General features: G+C 60.5%; 17 protein-coding genes and 1 pseudogene. 13 read left to right on the top strand and 5 right to left on the bottom strand.

The window, feature by feature from the left end; translation table 11 throughout:
• The first annotated feature begins 184 nt into the window (after window positions 1–184).
• From JFU48_RS04535 to JFU48_RS04510, 5 genes are all read left to right on the top strand, one after another.
• On the top strand, window positions 185–2,206 hold the full coding sequence (locus tag JFU48_RS04535; RefSeq protein ID WP_201135949.1) for a type VI secretion system Vgr family protein: 2,022 nt from the start codon (window positions 185–187) through the stop codon (window positions 2,204–2,206).
• Complete coding sequence (locus tag JFU48_RS04530) at window positions 2,203–3,033, top strand: DUF4123 domain-containing protein (protein ID WP_201135948.1); 831 nt, start codon at window positions 2,203–2,205, stop codon at window positions 3,031–3,033. The genes JFU48_RS04535 and JFU48_RS04530 overlap by 4 nt, the downstream gene beginning before the upstream one ends.
• Window positions 3,033–6,305 (top strand): toxin VasX, encoded by a 3,273-nt coding sequence (locus JFU48_RS04525; protein WP_242486621.1) that lies wholly within the window; start codon window positions 3,033–3,035, stop codon window positions 6,303–6,305. The genes JFU48_RS04530 and JFU48_RS04525 overlap by 1 nt, the downstream gene beginning before the upstream one ends.
• Window positions 6,302–7,231: a hypothetical protein gene (locus JFU48_RS04515; RefSeq protein WP_201135947.1), complete on the top strand. Its 930-nt coding sequence runs from the start codon at window positions 6,302–6,304 to the stop codon at window positions 7,229–7,231. The genes JFU48_RS04525 and JFU48_RS04515 overlap by 4 nt, the downstream gene beginning before the upstream one ends.
• Window positions 7,232–7,603: 372 nt before the next feature.
• A complete protein-coding gene (locus tag JFU48_RS04510; protein ID WP_201135946.1) occupies window positions 7,604–7,879 on the top strand; it encodes a hypothetical protein in 276 nt (91 codons plus the stop codon).
• 42 nt (window positions 7,880–7,921) lie between these two features.
• On the opposite strand, the gene JFU48_RS04505 is transcribed toward JFU48_RS04510, so the two are convergent.
• The 4 genes from JFU48_RS04505 to rsgA form a co-directional block, all read right to left on the bottom strand.
• Window positions 7,922–8,407, bottom strand: a complete 486-nt coding sequence (locus JFU48_RS04505; RefSeq protein ID WP_201135945.1) for a toll/interleukin-1 receptor domain-containing protein — start codon at window positions 8,405–8,407, stop codon at window positions 7,922–7,924.
• On the bottom strand, window positions 8,407–9,366 hold the full coding sequence (locus JFU48_RS04500; protein ID WP_103522572.1) for a caspase family protein: 960 nt from the start codon (window positions 9,364–9,366) through the stop codon (window positions 8,407–8,409). The genes JFU48_RS04505 and JFU48_RS04500 overlap by 1 nt, the downstream gene beginning before the upstream one ends.
• Before the next feature lie 2 nt (window positions 9,367–9,368).
• Window positions 9,369–9,776 (bottom strand): TIR domain-containing protein, encoded by a 408-nt coding sequence (locus JFU48_RS04495; RefSeq protein WP_201135944.1) that lies wholly within the window; start codon window positions 9,774–9,776, stop codon window positions 9,369–9,371.
• A 212-nt stretch (window positions 9,777–9,988) separates the two neighbouring features.
• A complete protein-coding gene (gene rsgA / locus JFU48_RS04490) occupies window positions 9,989–11,020 on the bottom strand; it encodes a small ribosomal subunit biogenesis GTPase RsgA (RefSeq protein WP_003221096.1) in 1,032 nt (343 codons plus the stop codon).
• A 107-nt stretch (window positions 11,021–11,127) separates the two neighbouring features.
• Here rsgA and orn point away from each other — a divergent pair, with 107 nt between their 5' ends.
• From orn to JFU48_RS04475, 3 genes and pseudogenes are all read left to right on the top strand, one after another.
• Complete coding sequence (gene orn / locus JFU48_RS04485; RefSeq protein WP_003221098.1) at window positions 11,128–11,670, top strand: oligoribonuclease; 543 nt, start codon at window positions 11,128–11,130, stop codon at window positions 11,668–11,670.
• Between the two features lie 204 nt (window positions 11,671–11,874).
• The gene (locus JFU48_RS04480; RefSeq protein ID WP_003221099.1) at window positions 11,875–12,486 is read left to right on the top strand and encodes a trimeric intracellular cation channel family protein; all 612 of its coding nucleotides are present in this window, start codon (window positions 11,875–11,877) and stop codon (window positions 12,484–12,486) included.
• Between the two features lie 153 nt (window positions 12,487–12,639).
• A pseudogene (locus JFU48_RS04475) lies at window positions 12,640–13,685 on the top strand (Fic family protein).
• 2 nt (window positions 13,686–13,687) lie between these two features.
• On the opposite strand, the gene queG reads toward JFU48_RS04475, so the two are convergent.
• Entirely contained in the window at window positions 13,688–14,758 is a 1,071-nt protein-coding gene (gene queG, locus JFU48_RS04470; RefSeq protein WP_201135943.1) for a tRNA epoxyqueuosine(34) reductase QueG, read from the bottom strand.
• A 63-nt stretch (window positions 14,759–14,821) separates the two neighbouring features.
• On the opposite strand from queG, the gene JFU48_RS04465 reads away from it, so the two are divergent.
• The 5 genes from JFU48_RS04465 to miaA are packed head-to-tail and all read left to right on the top strand — an operon-like array spanning window position 14,822 to window position 21,088.
• Window positions 14,822–16,321, top strand: coding sequence for an NAD(P)H-hydrate dehydratase (locus JFU48_RS04465; RefSeq protein ID WP_201135942.1), 1,500 nt, complete (start codon window positions 14,822–14,824; stop codon window positions 16,319–16,321).
• A complete protein-coding gene (gene tsaE / locus JFU48_RS04460) occupies window positions 16,309–16,779 on the top strand; it encodes a tRNA (adenosine(37)-N6)-threonylcarbamoyltransferase complex ATPase subunit type 1 TsaE (RefSeq protein WP_103485508.1) in 471 nt (156 codons plus the stop codon). The genes JFU48_RS04465 and tsaE overlap by 13 nt, the downstream gene beginning before the upstream one ends.
• Window positions 16,780–16,830: 51 nt before the next feature.
• Entirely contained in the window at window positions 16,831–18,210 is a 1,380-nt protein-coding gene (locus tag JFU48_RS04455; protein WP_400508169.1) for an N-acetylmuramoyl-L-alanine amidase, read from the top strand.
• 5 nt (window positions 18,211–18,215) lie between these two features.
• Window positions 18,216–20,117: a DNA mismatch repair endonuclease MutL gene (gene mutL / locus JFU48_RS04450; RefSeq protein WP_201137053.1), complete on the top strand. Its 1,902-nt coding sequence runs from the start codon at window positions 18,216–18,218 to the stop codon at window positions 20,115–20,117.
• Window positions 20,117–21,088: a tRNA (adenosine(37)-N6)-dimethylallyltransferase MiaA gene (gene miaA / locus JFU48_RS04445; protein ID WP_201135941.1), complete on the top strand. Its 972-nt coding sequence runs from the start codon at window positions 20,117–20,119 to the stop codon at window positions 21,086–21,088. Before mutL ends, miaA begins: the two co-directional genes overlap by 1 nt.
• Window positions 21,089–21,168 lie beyond the last annotated feature (80 nt).

The following is a 21,168-nucleotide window of genomic DNA, read 5'->3' as shown; positions in this document are numbered from 1 at the left end:
ACCGTGGCTTTTTTGTTTCTGCTGAGCGGCAGATCTTCGTGAGGGAAGTTTCTTTCCAGTTTTGAAGAATTACCCTACATCAATCATTTTTTTACCTTGTTAGCGTGCCCGCCAATTCTCGCGAGCACGAACCAAGGACGGTTTGGACATCGCGCTCTTTTCCTCTTTGCTTAAGGATAAGCGTATGTTCCGGCCGGCCAATGCCGCGCATTTTGCGTTGCAGATTCCTGCTATCCGTCACGACTTTCAGGTGCTGGCTTTCAATGGCACCGAAGCGATCAGCACGCTCTATACCCTCCACATCGAACTGGTTAGCGAGCACCCGGATTTCGATCTGGAACGCCTGCTCAGCCAGCCTGCGTTTTTGCAGTTTGGCCACAACGGTGAAGGTATTCATGGGCGTATCGAAGACGTCCTGGTCGGTGAGGCCGGCAAGCGCCTGACCCGTTATCACCTGACGCTGGTGCCAGCGCTGCATTACTTGCAGTTCAGCCACGATCAGCGGATTTTCCAGCAGCGCACGGTGCCACAGATCATCGCGCAGGTACTCAAGGGACATGGCATTCAGGGTGATGCCTTTATCTTTCATGTCACGGCGAACCCGCCGCGTGAGTACTGCACTCAGTATGGCGAATCCGATCTGGAATTCATCCAGCGCCTGTGCGCCGAAGACGGCATCGCCTGGCATCACCAGCACTCGGCGGACGGCCATTTGCTGGTGTTCACCGACGATCAGGTGTTTTTGCCCACAATCGGTGCCACGCCGTATCAGCAAGATAGCGGGATGGTTGCGGAGCATCCGGTGGTCAGCCGCTTCAGCGTGCGCAAAAGCACACGCACCAGCACCGTTACCCGCCGTGACTATGACCTCCAGCGCCCGAGACTTCTGCTCGAAAGCCGCTTCACCGCCGAGTTCACCCCGGCGCTTGAGGATTACCGCTACCCGCTGTTGATCGGGAACGAAAAGCGCGGCAAGCAACTGGCCCGGCAGGCACTTGAGCGCTATCGCAGCGACTATGAACTGGGCGAGGGGCAGAGCGATCAGTCGAGCCTGCGCTGCGGCCACCTGTTCGAACTGACCGAGCACCCGCGCAAAAGCGGCAATGACCTGTGGCTGTTGCTCAGCGTTTCTCACACTGGTCGACAGCCCCAGGTGCTGGAGGAGTCGATTACCAGCGACGCGAAAGACACCGACGGTTTCACTCAGGGCTATCGCAACAGCTTCAGCGTGATTCCCGCCGAGGTGGTATTTCGCCCGCCATTACCAGCGCCTCGCCGGCCGCTGGTCAGCCAGACCGCTCGCGTCACCGGGCCCGCCAACGAAGAAATCTACTGTGACGAATACGGCCGCGTGAAATGCGAGCTGAACTGGGACCGTGCCGAACTCGACAGCGAACGCAGCAGTTGCTGGATTCGTGTTGCATCGAGTTGGGCCGGTGAAAATTTCGGTTCGGTGACCATCCCGCGTATCGGCATGGAAGTCGTTGTGACCTTTCTTGAGGGCGACCCGGACCAGCCGCTGATCACCGGTTGCGTGGTCAACAAGGTCAAATCCCCGCCTTACACCTTGCCCGAGCACAAGACCCGAACCGTGCTGCGCAGTCACAGCTCACCGCACACCGGCGGTTACAACGAACTGCTGATCGAAGACCGCGCTGGCCAGGAAAAGATCTACCTGCGCGCCGAGCGCGACTTCGAACAATTGATCCTCAACGACAGCCACAGCCTGATCCGCCACGATCGTTTCGAACAGGTGGACCATCACAGCACCAGCCTGATCAAGGCTGATGAGCGGCACACCACCGACGGTACGCGCCACACGGTGATCGGCAGCGACGACCTGCTCAGCATCAGCGGCAACAGCAGCACCACGGCGCAAGGCACGTTGGTGATTCAGGCCGGCCCGCATGCGCGCTTTACGGCCAGCCAAGTGGTGATCGACGCCGGCACGAGCCTGACGCTGACGGCGGGTGGGCATCACCTCGTGATCAGCGCGGCCGGGATTTTCAGCAGTGTGGCCATCGTCGAGTGTGGCGCGCCAGTGGCAGGTGTCGCGGCGCAGACGGCGTTGGCGGCGGTGCCCGAAGATCCACAGGCACTGATCGCGCTGTCGGTCACCGCACAAGTGGCTGCGCTGACTCAGGCGGCAGAACAAGCTTCCTCAGTCTGTGCCGTGTGCGAAAAACTGTCACAGGTGAGCGCATGAGCCGGGCTTATCTGTTGCTGGATCGAGTCCAGATCGAAAACCTTGCGGATCGCCTGTTTGAGCTGACGGGCGGCACGCCTGTTCACTTGCTTTATCAACGTACCGCCTACAGCGCTTTGGACAAGGCCGGCCCCGTGCTGATCGGTGTGACCCCCGATAGCCCGTTGGCAACGGTTTTTTGGCAGGAGTGGAGCACAACGGCGGGTATCTGGCTGGAGTCTGAGGCCGACGAAGATCAAGTGCTGGCGCATTTGCGCGGCCTGATCCACGCGCGGGTTGACGGTGTTGCGACGGTTTTTTTTCGTTTCTACGACCCGCGTATTACCGCGTTGTGGCTGAAGGATTTGCCCTCGCCTGAGCGTGATCGACTGATGGGGCCAGTACGGCTGATTCGTCTGCCGGATTCACAGATCAATCAGCAAACCGAGTGCCCCGCGATCCTGTATGCGCACAAGCCGTGGCTGGTGCTGACGGCGGAACAACTCGATCATCTGAACGCGGCCAAGCGCCAGTCTTTTGCCAGACAGTTGATCGAACACGGTCAACGCTATTTCCCCCAATACCTCAACACAATGGATTCGACTGCTTTGCAGCAATGGGCCATGGAGTGTCAGGCCAGTGCTGCACGGCGGGGCTTCAGTGCCGTCGATGAAGTCCTGCGCTGGGCGCGTTTCTTCACAGTGCTGGGCACTGACTTTCCCGATGGTGTCGAGCACGGCGCCTACCGGCGTTTGCTGGACGAACCCCGAGTGTTGCCGCACCAGCGTCTGGACAACCTCAACAGCGCATTGACGCACCAATTGCTGACCGACAAGGACTTCGCCTGATGAGCGCCGAAAAACTGGCCATGGTCGACGAGGCCGCTCAGGCCGAACGCGAGGCCAAAGCCCAGCCGCATGTGGACATCAACAGCACGGTGCATCCGTGCCCCGCCAGTCAGCCCGAACTGTTTGTGGTGCCGGTGCGCTATGCGCTGGCGCACGAAAAGGCTGAGCACGTTTGTTGCGTTCCCGGTATTACGCCCCAGAGTCGCCCGATGGCGGCGCGGCGTTTGCGGGCCGGGTTTGTTTACCTCTGGCAGCATCAGGGGCCGCTCAAGCGTTTTGCTGTTTCGCCGCAGGGTCTGTTGCAGGAACAGGCGCTGGACGCGGCGGCCGCGCCGGTGCCCGGCGCAACACTCACAGGGCTGTCACTGCAAAAAATCCACGACGCCTGGATGCTTTACAGCGAATTCCCGTTGAACGCCGAGCACTGCCGAATCCTTAGCGAGAGCAGTGCCAAACGCAGCCAGCACATGCGCCACATTGCCTTGCGCACGGTGGCCGACGAACTGCAGGCCCCACACTGTCCACCGCTGGAGAAGGCCGACGAGGTAATCGCCGAACTTCTCCCGGATACCTATGCCCGGTCGATGAAAGTTGACCAGCAAAAAAATGCCGAGGACACCGAAGCCCTCGGTGCGACGCTGTTAGAGCACCCGACTCCTGCCAACATCAACGCCTACACAGACGCCAGGCATCGCATCCGTGAGCGCGACAAGGTCCTCGCTCGGCATCCCGACGCCAGTGACGAGCCACCGGGCGAGTGGAGCGCCGAGCCGTGGGACGGGCAGGGCACGCGGGACTGGCTGGACAATGCCAAGACACAAAGCACGGGGCTGTTCGCTGTCTTCGTCTGCCTGGAAGACGATCTGGGCGTGTTGCGCGACATCAACCATGAACAGGAATGGCTGGAAGCCGGCCACGAAAAATGGCTCGGCGAAAACAATCTGCGCCTGAGCATCGGCGGCTTTGCGCGCAGTTTGATCACCGAGGATGGCGCCGAACTGGCCGGCAGTCTCAGCTACCGCTACAAGGATCGCGACATCAGCCTTACGCCCGAACAGGGCCAGATCATGCTCGACACTCAGGATCGGCTGAACGAGGAACTCAGGGTTGAAACCCGGGATCGTCAATTCGGCGGTCGGCCGACCGAGGCCGAAGCTGCCGTCCGTGATGCACGTATCGCAGCCATTGTCGGCCCGGTGCGGGCGTTTATTCCGGCCGATCTGTACGACGAAGCGGAGGAAGTGGTGCGGCAATACCGCGCGGAAAAACACGCCAACCTCAACAATCACGCATTCAGCGCCAAGGTCGGCAAGTACATCGACCTCGATGCCATGGACACATGGTTCACCGACACTGCCGCCGGCCACTTCCAACAACTCGAACAACGCCACACTGCGTTGTTCGCCGACCGGGGCGTGTACCTCAAACGCTCGGTCAGCGGCACCTGGTTTGTCGATTACGACGACCTCGACACTCGCCAATGGCTGACCGAACTCGCCACCGGTTGCCTGACCGCCCAATGCTTCCGCGCCCAAGGCGCCGAGCAATACGCCGACTACGTGCGCGCCGCCGACGGTGGCGCACTCCGACAACTGTTCAGCGCCTGGACACCGTCGATTGAGGCGGCAGTCAACAACGCCTCGCGCCTTGGCGAGTTGATGGCCGCCCTGTCCGCCGACAACCTCAGCGCCACCCATCAGGCCCTAGCGCCGCTGAGCGTGGTGGTGCTGGACGACATCGCGACCATGGCCCGCGAGGCCGACAGCCAATGGAATGTGTTGGTCAATCGGCTGGGCGCGGCGTTGTTGTTGCTCAAGGGGGACAAGGGTTTCAGTGCGTCGTGGATGAGTATTTTTCTTGCCGCGAGGTTGGGGGGTGAGAGCCGCTTGCAGTTCGCGATCGAAGCCGGGCGGCCGGTGTGGAAATTGCTGGGGCAACGGGCCGAGGCGCTGAGTGAATGGGTGAACAAGACGGGGAAAGCCATTGGGGTTGGGCGGGTAGAGCGGATTGTCAATTCGCCAGTGGTGGTCAACAGCGGGGGAGTGGTGCCGTTGGCGGCGCTGTTGGTCAACGTGGTGAATGTACAGAACTATTTGAGCGAGGCCGGGGTGCTGGAGGGGATGGATCCCCGGCGGGTGAATGACACGGTGTCGGCGAGTTTGTATGGGGCGGCGGCGTTGGTGGCGGTGGTGGATAGTCAGGTGCGGATGGGGTTGGGGAAGGATCGGTTCTTTATTCGTTCATCTGCGGCGCCGGCGCTTACGTTGTTTGGTGGGGTGATTGGTGCGCTTTCTACGGGTGCTGCAATAAACGAATTCCAATCCCTGCAATCACGATTGGAAAGCGCCCAAAACCAAGTTGATCCATGGCTGCAGATGCGTCAGATCGCGGTCGGAGGGCAGGTAGCAGCCTTCGGCGCCCAAGCGATATTGGGGCTTGGCTACACCGCCCGCGCCTTGGCAGGTTCAATAACTGCGGAAGTCGCCATCTTGCGCTACACGCTCTACATGGGGCCTTTGAACTGGATCATTCTGGGCCTTGGTGTGCTGTACTTGACTGCTTGGATTTTCGAGAAAACACCGCTGCAAAACTTCCTGAACAACTGCTGTTGGTCGAAGACGCGGGCTATTGACCTTGATCCCATCGCCCCGAAAGCTCAACAGGACGAACTCGACCGTTTGTACCTCATCCTCTATACGCCTCGGGTCACCATGCAAAGCAGTTCCAAGCCGGCGCCTGATAATGGCCGTTCCGGCCTGGCTTTCGTCAGCGCTATTGATTCTCTGACCATCGATTTGCCGGGTGCCGAGCCAGGCAGTGTCTACCTGGAACTGAGCATGGTCGGTGATCCGGTAGATACTCTCGAAAACCGGTACCTGGTCAAAAGCAGTCCGACTGACTACTTCAGGCCTCCTCGTCCGTGGCGTGACATGACGCCCTTCTGGTTGTCCGACAGCAGTTGCCAGTGGATACCGATCGAGGAAGGTCAGGGTCTGCGTATAAGCGGTCCTTTCAAAGAGGTGAAAGACATACTGCACACGCCACCTGGCACGTTGTCGCTAAGGTTGCGTTATCGCACGCCACTGACCGGGATACTCGGCGCACGGAGTTTTATCGGCGGGGAGCGAGGTCTAGCTTTTACCTTGAACAACTCCACTGGCGTCATAGCGCTGAGAAGTGACCCAACTCCCGAACTTGATCGTGTACCGAGTTACCCGCTCGGTGAAGATCATCCCGGCGCCATTTACCTGCAACCCAAGGAAAAGCGATGAGTATGCCACCGGCAGGCACAACGCAAAAAAGGATGTTCTCGCGTAATGACTACTTCGCGCCATTACCTATTCCCACCGGTAGGAAACCTTCTGATGTGCTCAACATCATCTGGCGCAAGAACGAGGTTTTTCTTGATATTGGTAACTACAGCATCGGTTCAACGGTCATGGTGATGTGGCCGTCGCTGATGGTATTTGTATTTATGGGCTTCATCACTCCAGACCCCGGGCTGATCTGGATTGCGGCGTTATTGATCATAGGCATTCCTTCAATATTTGTGATTCAGGGCCTCTTCCGCGAAGTCCCCTTACCCATACGCTTCAACCGCCAACGCCGTGAAGTCTGTGTCCCCCGTGACAACGGCGAGTGCTGGATTGTCCCCTGGGAAACCGTGACGGCGGCCGCCACTCAACAGTCATCAGTCAGTCAGGCCGGCAAAGCCACAATGGGTCTACTGGTCATCGGTTTCGAAAACCCCGACCCGCACGCCACGGAAGACAACAAGCATTTTTCGCTAGGCTTCAACTGTGGCGGCGGCACCACGGCAATGGCGTTGTGGGAGTGCATGCGCAGTTATATGGAAATCGGGCCAGAGGCTGTTGAGGATCAAACCGCGCGGTTCGACAGGTCAAAAGGAATCTGGGCGACTTATCTGGACGATCTGATCAAAGCCGCGAAGTTGAGAGGCTGGTTCGTAACCGTTCTCTGGGAAGGGTTCTGCGGAATATTCATATTCAACACGCTGCTGATCGATGTGCTGGAGCGTTGGAAGTTGAACCCGCCTCCCGACTTGCCCTATCCCGACATCATCGAATGGTCAAAACCAATCCCGCCTGAACAATGGGCCAAACGCTCCCCGGAGCTGGAAGCCGCCATCGCCCGGCGCGAAGCTGAGCTGGCCGGTTCGGTTGAGGCCCCGGTATGAATACGCCAACCGTAGGCCTCAGCTGTAGCTAGCGAGTCCCAACTCGTCGGCACCCATACTGAGGCAATTTCTTGGACCGATGTAGGACGGCTCCGAGACGTATAAGGCGGGTTTTACATCACCCATCGGCTCGCCTATAGTTCGCCCGTCACCGACGAATCGGTGATCGACTTTAGCCGGTCGAACAAGAGTGCACGGGCGCCCCCGGAATGGAGGCGCTTTTTGCTGCCTGTGTTTTTATTATGGCGGTCGTGCGTGGGACACCTTCGGGTGTGCCGGATTCTCTTGTCCGGTCGGCTAACCCGCGTACGGCTGCCACCTGATTTGCTTAGCCGCTATGGGTGGGGGCTCTTAACTCAAGAGAACTTTTCCATGCCAAATTTCCGTGCCCTGCAAGGCAACATCAGCACCACCCCCACGCTTTACCTCGATACCGAAGCCACAGCCTCAGCCCTTCTCGAAAACGCCAAATACCGCATAAACACCGTACGCAATTTGCTCAACAGCGTGAGTTGCCTGTGCGTCAGAGATTCTGAAGGCCATGATCTTGAGCATTTCGCCAGTGCCGCGCATATCCTGCTTCAGGACGGCTGTGACGCGCTGGATGCGTTGGGCTGGAAACTGGATAGAGTCGCACCCGGACTTTGAAAGTAAAAAAGCCGCGATTGTGTCGCGGCTTTTTTACATCTGTCAGAACCCCCGTCGAATCCGGTTCTTCAGTTGTTCGTGGAAAAACTCGGCATTACGCTTGTAAGTGCCACTAAAGGATTCATTGCTCGAATCCAGCGTCATCGAACGCTTGCTCGATACTTCTTCACGGTACGCATCGATAAAGAAATTCAGGTCATTGTTCGTGCTCAGCTTCGGCCACTTGTCCAGGTATTCCGGCAGTTGCGCCGGCCCGGTGCGGAACGAGCAGATCCGCCGGTTGCTGATCGTCGCTTCGCCGATTTCGAACGGCACCCACCACGACAACGCGGTTTTCTCCGACACCACTGCCAGCAGGTGCGTGCATTCGGTGATGTTGCGCGTGATGACCCCGGTGATGTCGTCGGTGGTCTGCGATTCCGGGTCGAGCACGTCGAGGTAGGTCTTGATGTTGGCCTGCATCAATTGGGCATTGATCGCCATGGCCTGCGGGCGATCCATGTGGCGGTAGCTGATGAATACGGGCATCAGAAGTGTCCTTTTATGGCGAGTTCACGGTAATAGGCGCCGAGCGCCGTGAGACGGCAGCCAGTGGAGTGAATGGCCGCGTAATACATGTGTTCGGCGTCGACCGGTTCGATCAGGCTGTGGCGGTTGCACTTTTGCAGTTGGGCGAAGACCTCGCCGTGCTCCGGGTCGAATGTGGCCTCGGTGGGTTCGTAGCTGGGGGCGAGGCGGAACGTCGATTCGGCTTCGGCAAACCATTCCGGCAGTTTGCGCAGGATCTCCTTGGGGATCAGCGGCGAGACTTCGCGCAGGGAGATGAACTGCGAGACGTTGGTCTTGAACACCGGGCGCTGCTCCCAGGCATCGAGTGCGTTGTCGACGAAGGAATACAGGCTGCCCGGTGTGATCTTGCCGAGGATGTTCGCCGCACCGCCGTGCAGGGCCTGCAACAGTAAACCGGTGAACACGCCGTGTTGCGCACCTTCCAGGGCCGGCTCTTCCTTTTTGCAGGCGGTCAGGATGGTCATGCCTTCGCCGACCACGCTGCTTTCGCTGCGCAAGGCGCGCACTTCGCCGGCCGCGCCGCTCTGGCAGCAGTCGAGGATGATCACTTTGTTTTTGATTTTCGTGGCTTTGGCGGCCCAGTTGAGAATGTCGCTGATGCGGATGCCGTCCTTGGGGTTGCGATAGTCCTGCGGCAGGAGCATGCCTTCATCGTTGTCGCTGTCGAAGCCGCCGTGCCCGGCGAAGTACAGCAGGGCGACGTTGCAGTCGCCGGAGAACAGCTCGCGAATCTGGTCTTCGAGCTTGCCTCGGCCGAGGTCGTCTTCAGCCGAGGTCAGCACCACATTCTTGAAGTTGGGGTCACCGTTGGCGTCGGTTTTCAGCACGGACGCCATGGCCATGGCGTCGTTGCAGCAACCGCTCAAGGGCGAAACGTGCGCGTAGTGGTTGATGCCGATAAACAGTCCCTTGCGCATGTTTACACCGCCGTGTGCTGACGGATCGCACCGATGATGCTGTTGGTGTTCCACGCGCACTCGGCGTGTGCCGCCTCACGTACCACCGTGGAAATGCGCTCGGCGCCGAACGGCTTGATTGCGATGATCACTTTGCCCATGCGTTTGGCGATCTCGATTTCCTTGTTGATCCACTTGCTGTAGGTCGAATACATCCCGGCCATGATCAGCACCGCCGAGCACGGACGAATCTTGTTTTCGATGGCTTCCTCGAGCTGCTTGTCGGTCTGCGCGCCCATGATCGGGTTGTGCGGCGGCACGGAAAAATTCTTGAAGCGGAAATCTGCCTTGGCGCCGAGCAGGCGCACCAGATTGTCGTGGGCGTGGGCGTAGTTCCACGAATGGCTGATGAACAAATGGTAGGTCTGCATGGGGTTCCTCGAAGGTCGCGAAGGTGCGAAGGAACAACCCAATTTAGGCATCTCTAAAGTGCCCGCAAGGTCTGCGCGCGGAAAGAGAAATGTCCTGCAGACAGGCGCGAGCAGGCCTGTCAGAAAGGTCTGACGTTTAAACGGTCGGGGGATGTGTCAGGCGTGGTCCGACATCCGGCAGCCCTCGGACGAGGGGCTGCCGGTGCAGATGTTTAGTAGCCGTTTTCCGGCAGGCTGGCGATGATCGAGCGGTAGCTGTTCATCCGTTGCTGCTGCACGCGGCCATCTTCCAGGGCCTTGAGCAGGGCGCAACCCGGTTCGCGATCGTGCTTGCAGTCGCGGAAGCGGCAGGTGCCGAGCAGGTCGTTGAACTCGATGAAGCCGGCTTCGACGTCGGCGCGGCTGACGTGGCCCAGGCCGAACTCACGGATACCCGGGGAGTCGATCAGCTCACCGCCGCCAGGGAAGTGGAACAGGCGCGCGGTGGTCGTGGTGTGCGTGCCCTGACCGGACAACTCCGACAGCGGGCCGACACGGGTTTCGACTTCCGGCAACAGGCTGTTGACCAGCGACGACTTGCCGACACCGGACTGGCCGACGAACACGCTGATGCGGCCGTCGAGCTGCTTCTGCAACTGTTCCATGCCGTTGCCGTGATGCGCCGAGACTTCCAGCACCGGATAACCCAGCGTGCGGTACACCGCCAGCAGCGCGTTGAGCGCCGGGGCGTTCTGCTCGTCGATCAGGTCGAACTTGTTCAGCAGCAGCAACGGGCGGATGCCGGCGTGTTCGGCGGCGACCAGGTAGCGGTCGATCAGGTTGGCATGCGGCTCGGGCAGCGGTGCGAAGACGATGACGATCATGTCGACGTTGGCAGCGACTGGCTTGAGCTGGCCACGGCTGTCCGGGCGGCAGAGTTCGGTGCTGCGCGGCAGTTGCGCGACGATCACCCCGATGCCCTGGTTGCCGGCGCGCCAGACCACCCGATCACCTGTCACCAGTGCCGGCAGGTTGGCGCGCAGGTGGCAACGGAAAACCTGGCCGGCCTGTTCGCCGTCCACGGCCTCGACTTCGACCTGCACACCGAAGTGGGCGATCACCAGGCCGTGTTGCTCGGGGCCCAGGTCGCCGCCCTCGAGGGCTTCGACCGCCGAGGACTCGCGTTTGGCGGCGCGCGCGGCGCGCTCGCCTTGAATCTTTTCGATGCGCCAGTTTTGACGACGATTGAGTTGGCGTTTGGCCATGGGTGTTCCGTCTGAAGAATGCAGCGATTAGGTAAAACGGCCGCGAGTTTAGCACGCCCGGGCATCGGCCTAGGCTAAACTGCGCAGCATTGCCTAGGAGCCCGAATATGCAAAACCCGCAGAACCTGATCTGGATCGACCTGGAAATGACCGGTCTGGATCCGGAAAACGACGTCATCATCGAAATGGCCACCATCGTCACCGACAGTGACCTGAACACCCTGGCCGAAGGCCCGGTGATCGCCATTCACCACAGTGACGAAGTGCTCGCCCGCATGGACGAGTGGAACACCCGCACCCACGGCAACTCGGGTCTGACCCAGCGTGTGCGTGACAGCCGTATCAGCATGGCCGAGGCCGAGGCCGAAACCATCGCTTTCCTCGAGAAATGGGTACCGAAGGGCAAGTCGCCGATCTGCGGCAACAGTATCTGCCAGGACCGCCGCTTCCTTTATACCCACATGAAGGCGCTGGAAAGCTACTTCCACTACCGCAACCTCGACGTGTCGACGCTCAAAGAGCTGGCCGCACGCTGGGCACCGGACGTGCGCGACAGCTTCAAGAAGGGCAGCACTCACTTGGCACTGGACGACATCCGCGAGTCGATCGCCGAGCTGCAGCACTACCGCAAGCACTTCATCAAGTTCTGATTGAGGGGTGTCTGCCCTGACGTCTTCGCGAGCAAGCCCGCTCCCACAATTTGGAATGCGTTCCCCCTGTGGGAGCGGGCTTGCTCGCGAAGAGGGCGTCAGAGTCCCGTAAGATTCAAGTCAGAAATGCATCCCGGAGCGCGCCCCCTTCTGGTGCGGCGCTGAAATGGCTAGACTGCGCGCCTTCCTGCCAGGACCGCCGCCATGTTGCTGATGCTCTATCTGATCGCCATTACCGCTGAAGCCATGACTGGCGCGTTGTCTGCCGGACGGCGCGGCATGGACTGGTTCGGTGTGGTGCTGATCGCCTGCGTCACCGCGCTGGGTGGCGGTTCGGTGCGTGACGTGTTGCTCGGGCACTATCCGCTGACATGGGTCAAACACCCGGAATACCTGGTGCTGACTTCGGCCGCCGCGATGCTCACCGTGTTCACCGCCCGCTGGATGCGTCACCTGCGCTCACTGTTTCTGGTGCTCGATGCGGTCGGTCTGGTGGCGTTCACCCTGATCGGCTGCATGACCGCTCTGGAAATGGGCCACGGCATGCTGGTGGCCTCGGTCAGCGGCGTGATCACCGGGGTATTCGGCGGCATCCTGCGCGACATCTTCTGCAACGACATCCCGCTGATCTTCCGCCGCGAACTGTACGCCAGCGTCTCGTTCGCCGCCGCGTGGTGCTACATGCTCTGTCTGTATCTGAATGTGCCGAGCGAGCAGGCGATCCTGATCACCTTGTTCGGCGGCTTTCTGCTGCGGCTGCTGGCGATTCGGTTCCACTGGGAAATGCCCAAGTTCGTCTACAACGACGCACCTTGACGTCACGCTGGCGATCGCGTGGAAATATTCTGTCGGGAATGTTGAATAGATGCCGCGTCTCTAAATAGGGTAAAAATAAAGCCTTAATGGGGTATTTCTTCATGAAATACCCTGTTTAAGTCTTTTTACCTCATTTAGACGGCTGTCTGAATCATGCACTCACTCACTCCGGAATTTCTTGACGCCTTGCGCTTTGACGGTCTCCAGATTGCGACGCTTCGTGCATTGGGAGAGTTTCGGGGTAAGCAACAACTGTTCGTTGCTCAATCGCCGCAGGTACTCCAGGGACTTACGCAGATAGCCGTAATTGAATCCACGGAGTCATCTAACCGACTGGAGGGTGTAACTGTCGCGCCAGCGCGGCTGAAGTCACTGATGAGCAAAAACACTGATCCCAAGAGCCGATCCGAACAGGAAATTGCTGGCTATCGGGACGCACTGTCACTTATCCATGAATCAGCCGATGGGATGCCATTTTCCGAAGGTGTTCTTAGACAATTACACAGTCTTCTTTACCGCTATCTACCTCAGGATGGTGGTGAATGGAAGGCAATGAACAACGACATCATCGAGCGTCATGCCGATGGTTCATCGCGGATTCGCTTCCACCTGTTCCTGCTCATATGACCCCTATTGCGGTGACTGAAACCCTGGCGCATTACCACCGGGCGCTGGCATTGAATCTCGCTGACCCTTTGGTTTTGGTGCCGCTTACGGTCCTCGACTTCCTTTGTATACACCCCTTCTCTGACGGTAATGGTCGCGTCGCTCGTCTGCTGACATTGCTGCTGCTCTATCAATTTGATTACCGAGTCGGGCGATTTATCAGTCTTGAACGGATATTCGAGGAGTCAAAGGAGGGCTATTACGCAACACTCGAACTGAGTTCTCAGGGGTGGCACGAGGGCACGCATGATGTTCGGCCATGGATGGATTATTTTTGGGGGGCATTGCTTAAAGCGTACAAAGAGTTCGAGGAGCGAGTGGGTACGATAGAGAAGCGTCGAGGGGGTAAAAGCGATCGAATCAGAGACGAAGCCTTGAAGCGAGTCCTCCCTTTTTCCATCTCGGAAATTGAAGAGTCCTGTCCGGGAGTCAGTCGCGATACAGTGCGCCTGGTTTTACGATCACTGAAAGCAGAAGGGCTGATTGAGCCGACAGGTAAGGGGCGCACAGCCAAGTGGAGAAAGCCGGCATAGCCTCAAGTAAAGCGTTCAGCGTGCTGTTTCAGCGCCCACTCGACGTGTTCGCGGACTAGATCGGACGGGTAATCACGACGCGCCTTCAAGGCTTCCAGCACAGGAATGCTCGAAGGCGCGTTGCCCAGCCCGACCGCCAGATTGCGCAGCCAGCGCTCGTAACCGGCGCGGCGCAGCGGCGAGCCTTCGGTGCTGCTGAGAAACTTGTCCTCGTCCCACAGGAATAGCTCGGCCAGTTCGGCGTTGTCCAGGTTGTGCCGTGGCTTGAAATCGCTTTCCCCGGATGGCCGGGCGAAGCGGTTCCACGGGCAGACGATCTGGCAGTCGTCGCAGCCGAACACGCGGTTGCCGATCAACGGGCGGAGGTCTTCGGGAATGGCGTTTTTCAGTTCGATGGTCAGGTACGAGATGCACCGTCGCGCGTCCAGCACATACGGGCCGACGAAGGCGTTGGTCGGGCAGATGTCCAGGCACGCGGTGCAGCGCCCGCAATGTTCGGTGCTGTGCGGTTCGTCCACCGGCAGCGGCAGATCGACGAACAGTTCGCTCAGGAAGAAATAGCTGCCGGCCTTGCGGTTCAGCACCAGGGTGTTTTTGCCGATCCAGCCCAGTCCGGCCTGCTCTGCGATGGCTTTTTCCAGCACCGGGGCGCTGTCGACGAAGGCACGGAAACCGAACGGGCCGATCTCGGCCTGAATCCTGTCGGCCAATTGCTGCACGCGTTTGCGGATCAATTTGTGGTAATCGCGGCCCAAGGCATAACGCGACACGTAGGCCTTCTCCGGTTGCGCGAGCATTTGCGCCATTTGCGTGTCGCCGGGCAGGTAGTCCATGCGCAGCGAAACCACGCGCAACGTACCCGGAACCAGTTCCTCCGGATGCGAGCGTTTGCTGCCGTGGGCGCCCATGTAATCCATTTCGCCGTGGTAGCCGGCGGCGAGCCAGCGCTCCAGGTGCTGCTCATGCTCGGCCAGGTCCAGACCGCTGATGCCGACTTGCTGGAAGCCCAGCTCGCGGCCCCAATCCTTGATCGATTGGGCGAGGGCGGGAAGATCTGTGGTGATGGCGGACATGAGGCGAGAGAAACCGGAGCTGAGGTGCGTATAATTCTGCCAGACATCGGAGCCCGAAGACGCATGCCGCACACGAAAGATGAATTACCCGACGCGCTGTATGGCGCTGCACAGGTGCGAGCACTCGACGCGCGGCTGATCGCTGCGGGCACCCCGGGCTTCGAATTGATGCAGCGCGCCGCGCACGCGACCTGGCGAGCATTGGTGCGGCAATGGCCGTCGGCGAACGAGATGACCGTGCTGGCCGGGCATGGCAACAACGCTGGTGATGGTTTTCTGATCGCCGCGCTGGCGCACCGGGCCGGTTGGGCGGTGCGGGTGCTGGCCGTCGGTGATCCGCAACGCTTGCAGGGCGACGCTGCGCAGGCTTATGCGCAGGCACTGAGCGATGGCGTCGCCGTGCAGGGCTGGACCGCGCAATTCGAGCTGCGCGGCATTATCGTCGATGCCTTGCTCGGCACCGGACTGGCCGGCGATGTGCGCGAGCCGTATGCCGCTGCGATCAAGGCGATCAATGCCAGTGGCCTGCCGGTGGTGGCGGTGGATATTCCTTCGGGGCTGTCTGCCGATACCGGGCATGTCCTTGGCGTTGCGGTTCACGCCGACCTTACCGTGACCTTTATTGGCTTGAAGCTCGGCCTGTTCACCGGTGATGCGGCGGATCAGGTCGGAGCGCTGGTGTTTAACGATCTGCAAGCCGCTGCCGACATCTACCGTGACATTCCTGTCAGCGTCCTGCGTCTCACGACGGCTAATCTTCCGCGACTGGCTCCGCGTGCGCCCACTGCGCACAAAGGGCGCTTCGGGCATTTGCTGTTGATCGGCGGCGATCAGGGTTTTGGCGGGGCGATTCTGCTCAGTAGCGAAGCGGCCTTGCGCAGCGGCGCCGGCATGGTGTCTCTGGCAATCCGTCCGGAACATGTCCCGGCAGCGCTGACGCGGATGCCGGAAGTCATGGTGCTCGGCACATCGTCGGCCAATCAGTTGATGGGGCTGCTGGAAAAGGTCTCGGTGCTGGTGGTTGGTCCGGGTCTCGGACAGGCGAGTTGGGGCCGGGCGCTGTTGTCCGCTGCCGCCAATGCGCCGCTGCCGCAGGTATGGGACGCCGACGCGTTGAATCTGCTGGCGAGCGGTTTTGTCAGTCTGCCCGGGAATTGCGTGATCACTCCGCATCCGGGCGAGGCGGCGCGCCTGTTGGGCGTCAGTACCGCTGAGGTGCAGGCAGATCGCCCGGCCGCCGCGCGGGCGTTGTGCAAAAAATACTCAGCCGTCGTCGTGCTGAAAGGCGCCGGCAGCCTGATCGCTCATCCCGATGGGCGTCTGGCGTTGTGTCATCAGGGCCATCCGGCCATGGCCACTGCCGGCCTTGGCGATGTGCTCGCCGGGTTGACCGGGGCGCTGCTGGCGCAGGGCATGGACGGCTACGATGCCGCCTGCCTCGCAGTCTGGCTGCACGCCAATGCCGGCGCGCAACTAGGTAAATTCGGCCGTGGGCTGGCGGCCAGTGATCTGATTCCAGCCATTCGTCAGTTGTTGGAGGAGCATGCACCGTGTCTGAAGTAACCCTGTACCTGGCCGATGAACAGGCCATGAGCGACTTTGGCGCACGGATCGCCCGCGTTACTCAGGGCCATGGCCTGATTTTTCTCGAAGGCAATCTGGGCATGGGTAAAACCACCCTGTCGCGGGGCATCATTCGTGGGCTTGGGCATGTCGGCGCAGTAAAAAGTCCGACCTTCACTCTGGTTGAGCCCTACGAGATCGGCGACGTCCGTGCCTTTCACTTCGACCTGTACCGTCTGGTCGATCCGGAGGAGCTGGAGTTTCTCGGTATCCGCGATTATTTCGAAGACGATGCCCTGTGCCTGATCGAGTGGCCCGATAAAGGTGCAGGCTTTTTGCCAAAGCCTGACCTGACCATTACCATTACCCCGCAAGACAGCGGTCGTTCGCTGAAAATTTTGTCCCAGGGCGCGCGTGGTGAGTCCTGGTGTGCCGCTTTGGCATTGGAATCCAATTAAATGATGGGGTTAGGTATGCGCTTTCGCGCGTTGGTGGCTGCCGCAGGACTGATGTTGATGGCAGTGGCCGTCAACGCTGTGGCCGACACAAAGGTCAACAGCGTGCGCCTGTGGCGGGCGCCGGACAATACGCGACTGGTCTTCGACCTGAGCGGCCCGGTGCAGCACAGTGTCTTCACCCTGACCGCACCGGATCGACTGGTGATCGATATCAATGGCGCCACTCTGGGTGCGCCGTTGAAAGTTTCGACCGCCAACACGCCGATCACCGCGATGCGCTCGGCCCAGCGCACGCCGACCGACCTGCGGGTGGTCATCGACCTGAAAAAAGCCGTCACCCCGAAAAGTTTCTCCCTGGCGCCGAACGCGCAATATGGCAACCGTCTGGTGGTCGACCTGTTCGACAACGCCGCCGATGCCGCCCCGCCGCCAGCTCCGACGCCTTCGGTTGCGACCGTGCCGGCAGTGCCGGTGACGCCTTCGGAACCGGCGATCAAACTGCCACCGGCCCCGGCCGGCAAACGCGACATCATTGTGGTGATCGACGCCGGCCACGGCGGCGAAGACCCGGGTGCGTCCGGCTCGCGCGGCCAGCGTGAGAAAGATGTGGTACTGCAGATCGCCCGCGAACTGCAGCGTCAGGTCAACGGCATGAAAGGTTTCCGTGCCGAGCTGACCCGGACCGGCGACTACTTCATCCCGTTGCGCGGCCGTACCGAAATCGCCCGCAAGAAGGGCGCCGACCTGTTCGTTTCGATCCACGCCGACGCCGCGCCGTCTGCGGCAGCCTTCGGCGCCTCGGTGTTTGCCCTGTCCGATCGCGGCGCAACGTCGGAAACCGCCCGTTGGCTGGCCGACAGCGAAAACCGTTCCGACCTGATCGGTGGTGCCGGCAACGTCAGCCTCGACGACAAGGACCGCATGCTCGCCGGCGTGTTGCTCGACCTGTCGATGACCGCGTCGCTGACTTCCAGCCTCAACGTCGGCCAGAAAGTCCTGACCAACATTGGTCGCGTGACCCCGTTGCACAAACAACGCGTGGAGCAGGCCGGGTTCATGGTGCTGAAATCGCCGGACATCCCGTCGATTCTGGTCGAAACCGGCTTCATCTCCAACGCCAACGAAGCGAACAAGCTCTCTGCATCAAGCCATCAGCAGGCGTTGGCGCGTTCGATCAGCAGCGGTGTGCGGCAGTTCTTCCAGCAGAACCCGCCACCGGGCACCTACATTGCCTGGCTGCGTGACTCCGGCAAGATCGCCCAAGGCCCGCGTGATCACCGCGTGAGTCCGGGTGAGACGCTGGCAATGATCGCCGTGCGTTATCAGGTGTCGCCCGCCACGCTGCGCAGTGCCAACAATCTCAGCAGCGATGAGCTGAAGGTCGGTCAGCATCTGACCATTCCTGGCACCGAACTGGCGTCCAAAGAATGAACCAGGTGTTGAACGCCGCACGCATCGAACTGCTCAGCCCGCGGCTGGCGAACCAGATCGCCGCCGGTGAGGTGGTCGAGCGCCCGGCTTCGGTGATCAAGGAATTGCTGGAAAACAGCCTCGACTCCGGTGCCAGACGCATCGACGTCGATGTCGAGCAGGGCGGCGTCAAGCTGCTGCGGGTGCGTGACGACGGCAGTGGCATTTCCGCCGACGACCTGCCGCTGGCCCTGGCCCGTCACGCCACCAGCAAGATCCGCAATCTCGAAGACCTCGAACAGGTGATGAGCCTGGGCTTCCGTGGTGAAGCGCTGGCCTCGATCAGCTCCGTGGCACGCCTGACCCTGACCTCGCGCACCCGCGACGCCGATCAGGCCTGGCAGGTCGAGACCGAAGGTCGCGACATGGCGCCTCGCGTTCAGCCGGCAGCGCATCCGGTCGGCACTTCGGTGGAAGTGCGCGACCTGTTCTTCAACACGCCGGCGCGACGCAAGTTTCTCAAGACCGAAAAAACCGAATTCGATCACCTGCAAGAAGTGATCAAGCGTCTGGCGCTGGCGCGCTTCGACGTGGCCTTCCATCTGCGCCACAACGGCAAGACCATCCTCAGTCTGCACGAGGCCCACGATGATGCGGCCCGCGCCCGGCGGGTGGCGGCGATTTGTGGTTCGGGCTTCCTTGAGCAGGCGCTGCCGATCGAGATCGAGCGCAACGGTCTGCACCTGTGGGGCTGGGTCGGGTTGCCGACCTTCAACCGCAGCCAGGCGGACTTGCAATATTTCTTTGTGAACGGCCGGGCGGTGCGCGACAAACTGGTGGCGCACGCGGTGCGTCAGGCTTATCGCGACGTGTTGTTCAACGGCCGTCATCCGACCTTCGCGCTGTTTTTCGAGGTCGATCCAGCAGCGGTGGACGTCAACGTGCACCCGACCAAGCACGAAGTGCGCTTCCGTGACGGGCGCATGGTGCATGACTTCCTTTACGGCACGTTGCACCGCGCATTGGGCGATGTGCGTCCGGAAGATCAACTGGCCGGTTCGGTCACCACTGCTGTCGTCCGTCCAACCGGCATCGAGGCGGGCGAATTCGGCCCGCAGGGCGAAATGCGTCTGGCGGCCAACGCGCTGCTGGAGCAGCCGCAGGCGCAACCGGTGTTCAACACCTCGTCCGCTGCAAGCGCTGGCGGCGCTTACCAGTATCAGTACACGCCACGTCCGCAGTCGGCGATGCCGCCGGCCGCCGAGGCGCAAGCTGCTTACCGCGAGTTCTTCGCGCCGCTGCCCGAGGCCAACGCCAACGCGCTGCCGGCCGGTCAGGAAGATATTCCGCCGCTGGGTTACGCGCTGGCGCAGCTCAAGGGCATCTACATCCTGTCCGAGAACGCTCAGGGACTGGTGCTGGTGGACATGCATGCCGCGCACGAGCGGATCATGTACGAACGCCTGAAAATCGCCATGGCCAGTGAAGGCCTGAGCGGCCAGCCATTGCTGGTGCCGGAGTCGCTGGCGGTCAGTCAGCGTGAAGCCGACTGCGCCGAAGAACATGCCGCATGGTTCCAGAAACTGGGCTTCGAACTGCAGCGCCTGGGCCCGGAAACATTGGCGATCCGCCAGATTCCGGCCCTGCTCAAACAGGCCGAGGCCAATCGCCTGGTGGGTGACGTGTTGTCGGACCTGATGGAGTACGGCACCAGCGACCGGATTCAGGCACACCTGAACGAACTGCTCGGCACCATGGCCTGCCACGGCGCGATCCGCGCCAACCGGCGCCTGGCCCTGCCAGAAATGAACGGTCTGCTGCGCGACATGGAAAACACCGAGCGCAGCGGTCAATGCAACCATGGCCGACCGACCTGGACCCAACTGGGCCTGGACGATCTGGACAAACTGTTCCTGCGCGGTCGTTGATGAGCCAGCTTCCTCCAGCGATTTTCCTGATGGGCCCGACCGCTGCGGGCAAGACCGACCTGGCCATCGAGCTGACCAAGGTGCTGCCGTGCGAGCTGATCAGCGTCGATTCGGCGCTGGTCTATCGCGGCATGGACATCGGCACCGCCAAGCCCTCGAAAGAGCTGCTGGCCGAATTTCCGCACCGGCTGATCGATATTCTCGATCCAGCCGAAGCCTATTCGGCTGCGGATTTCCGCCGCGATGCCCTGCAAGCCATGGCTGAAATCACCGCGCGCGGGAAAATTCCGCTGCTGGTCGGCGGCACCATGCTCTATTACAAGGCTTTGGTCGAAGGTCTGGCGGACATGCCGGCGGCGGATCCCGAGGTTCGTGCGCAGATCGAAGAAGAGGCTGCACGCCTTGGCTGGCAAGCCCTGCACGATCAACTGGCGCTCATCGATCCGGTGTCGGCGGCACGCATTCACCCGAACGATCCGCAGCGCCTGAGTCGTGCGCTGGAGGTTTATCGGGTCAGCGGTCAGAGCATGACCGCCCTGCGTCAGCAACAATCTGCGCAAAGTACTGAAGCAGCCGCTTCGGGACAGCAACAATTGCCCTATACTGTCGCGAACTTGGCCATTGCTCCGGCAAATCGCCAGGTACTGCACGAGCGCATTAAACAAAGATTCACAAATATGCTGGAACAGGGGTTCATCGACGAGGTCGTAGCCCTGCGTAAAAGAAGTGACCTGCATTCCGGGTTGCCGTCTATACGTGCGGTAGGCTACCGCCAAGTCTGGGACTACCTGGATGGCAAGCTGTCGTTAGCCGAAATGCAGGAACGCGGCATCATTGCCACGCGTCAATTGGCCAAGCGCCAGTTCACCTGGCTGCGCAGCTGGGAAGAACTGCACTGGCTGGACAGTCTTGATTGCGACAATCTGCCACGCGCCTTGAAATACCTTGGGACCATCTCCATATTGAGCTGAGTCCTTGCAATTGCCGTCTATCCTTGGGGGTGTGGCGGCCAAAGCCATCTGAATTACCTATTTTTATTATTGAATCCTTA

It is taken from the genome of Pseudomonas sp. TH49, from assembly GCF_016650625.1.
Lineage (GTDB): Bacteria > Pseudomonadota > Gammaproteobacteria > Pseudomonadales > Pseudomonadaceae > Aquipseudomonas > Aquipseudomonas fluorescens_H.
This window is presented reverse-complemented; position numbering and strand designations above follow the sequence as displayed.

Bases quoted from the DNA above. Each gene is read 5' to 3' on its own strand.
- JFU48_RS04535 (WP_201135949.1), top strand. From the start codon at position 185: ATGTTCCGGCCGGCCAATGCCGCGCATTTTGCGTTGCAGATTCCTGCT.
- JFU48_RS04530 (WP_201135948.1), top strand. From the start codon at position 2,203: ATGAGCCGGGCTTATCTGTTGCTGGATCGAGTCCAGATCGAAAACCTT.
- JFU48_RS04525 (WP_242486621.1), top strand. From the start codon at position 3,033: ATGAGCGCCGAAAAACTGGCCATGGTCGACGAGGCCGCTCAGGCCGAA.
- JFU48_RS04515 (WP_201135947.1), top strand. From the start codon at position 6,302: ATGAGTATGCCACCGGCAGGCACAACGCAAAAAAGGATGTTCTCGCGT.
- JFU48_RS04510 (WP_201135946.1), top strand. From the start codon at position 7,604: ATGCCAAATTTCCGTGCCCTGCAAGGCAACATCAGCACCACCCCCACG.
- JFU48_RS04505 (WP_201135945.1), bottom strand. From the start codon at position 8,407: ATGCCCGTATTCATCAGCTACCGCCACATGGATCGCCCGCAGGCCATG.
- JFU48_RS04500 (WP_103522572.1), bottom strand. From the start codon at position 9,366: ATGCGCAAGGGACTGTTTATCGGCATCAACCACTACGCGCACGTTTCG.
- JFU48_RS04495 (WP_201135944.1), bottom strand. From the start codon at position 9,776: ATGCAGACCTACCATTTGTTCATCAGCCATTCGTGGAACTACGCCCAC.
- rsgA (WP_003221096.1), bottom strand. From the start codon at position 11,020: ATGGCCAAACGCCAACTCAATCGTCGTCAAAACTGGCGCATCGAAAAG.
- orn (WP_003221098.1), top strand. From the start codon at position 11,128: ATGCAAAACCCGCAGAACCTGATCTGGATCGACCTGGAAATGACCGGT.
- JFU48_RS04480 (WP_003221099.1), top strand. From the start codon at position 11,875: ATGTTGCTGATGCTCTATCTGATCGCCATTACCGCTGAAGCCATGACT.
- queG (WP_201135943.1), bottom strand. From the start codon at position 14,758: ATGTCCGCCATCACCACAGATCTTCCCGCCCTCGCCCAATCGATCAAG.
- JFU48_RS04465 (WP_201135942.1), top strand. From the start codon at position 14,822: ATGCCGCACACGAAAGATGAATTACCCGACGCGCTGTATGGCGCTGCA.
- JFU48_RS04455 (WP_400508169.1), top strand. From the start codon at position 16,831: ATGTTGATGGCAGTGGCCGTCAACGCTGTGGCCGACACAAAGGTCAAC.
- miaA (WP_201135941.1), top strand. From the start codon at position 20,117: ATGAGCCAGCTTCCTCCAGCGATTTTCCTGATGGGCCCGACCGCTGCG.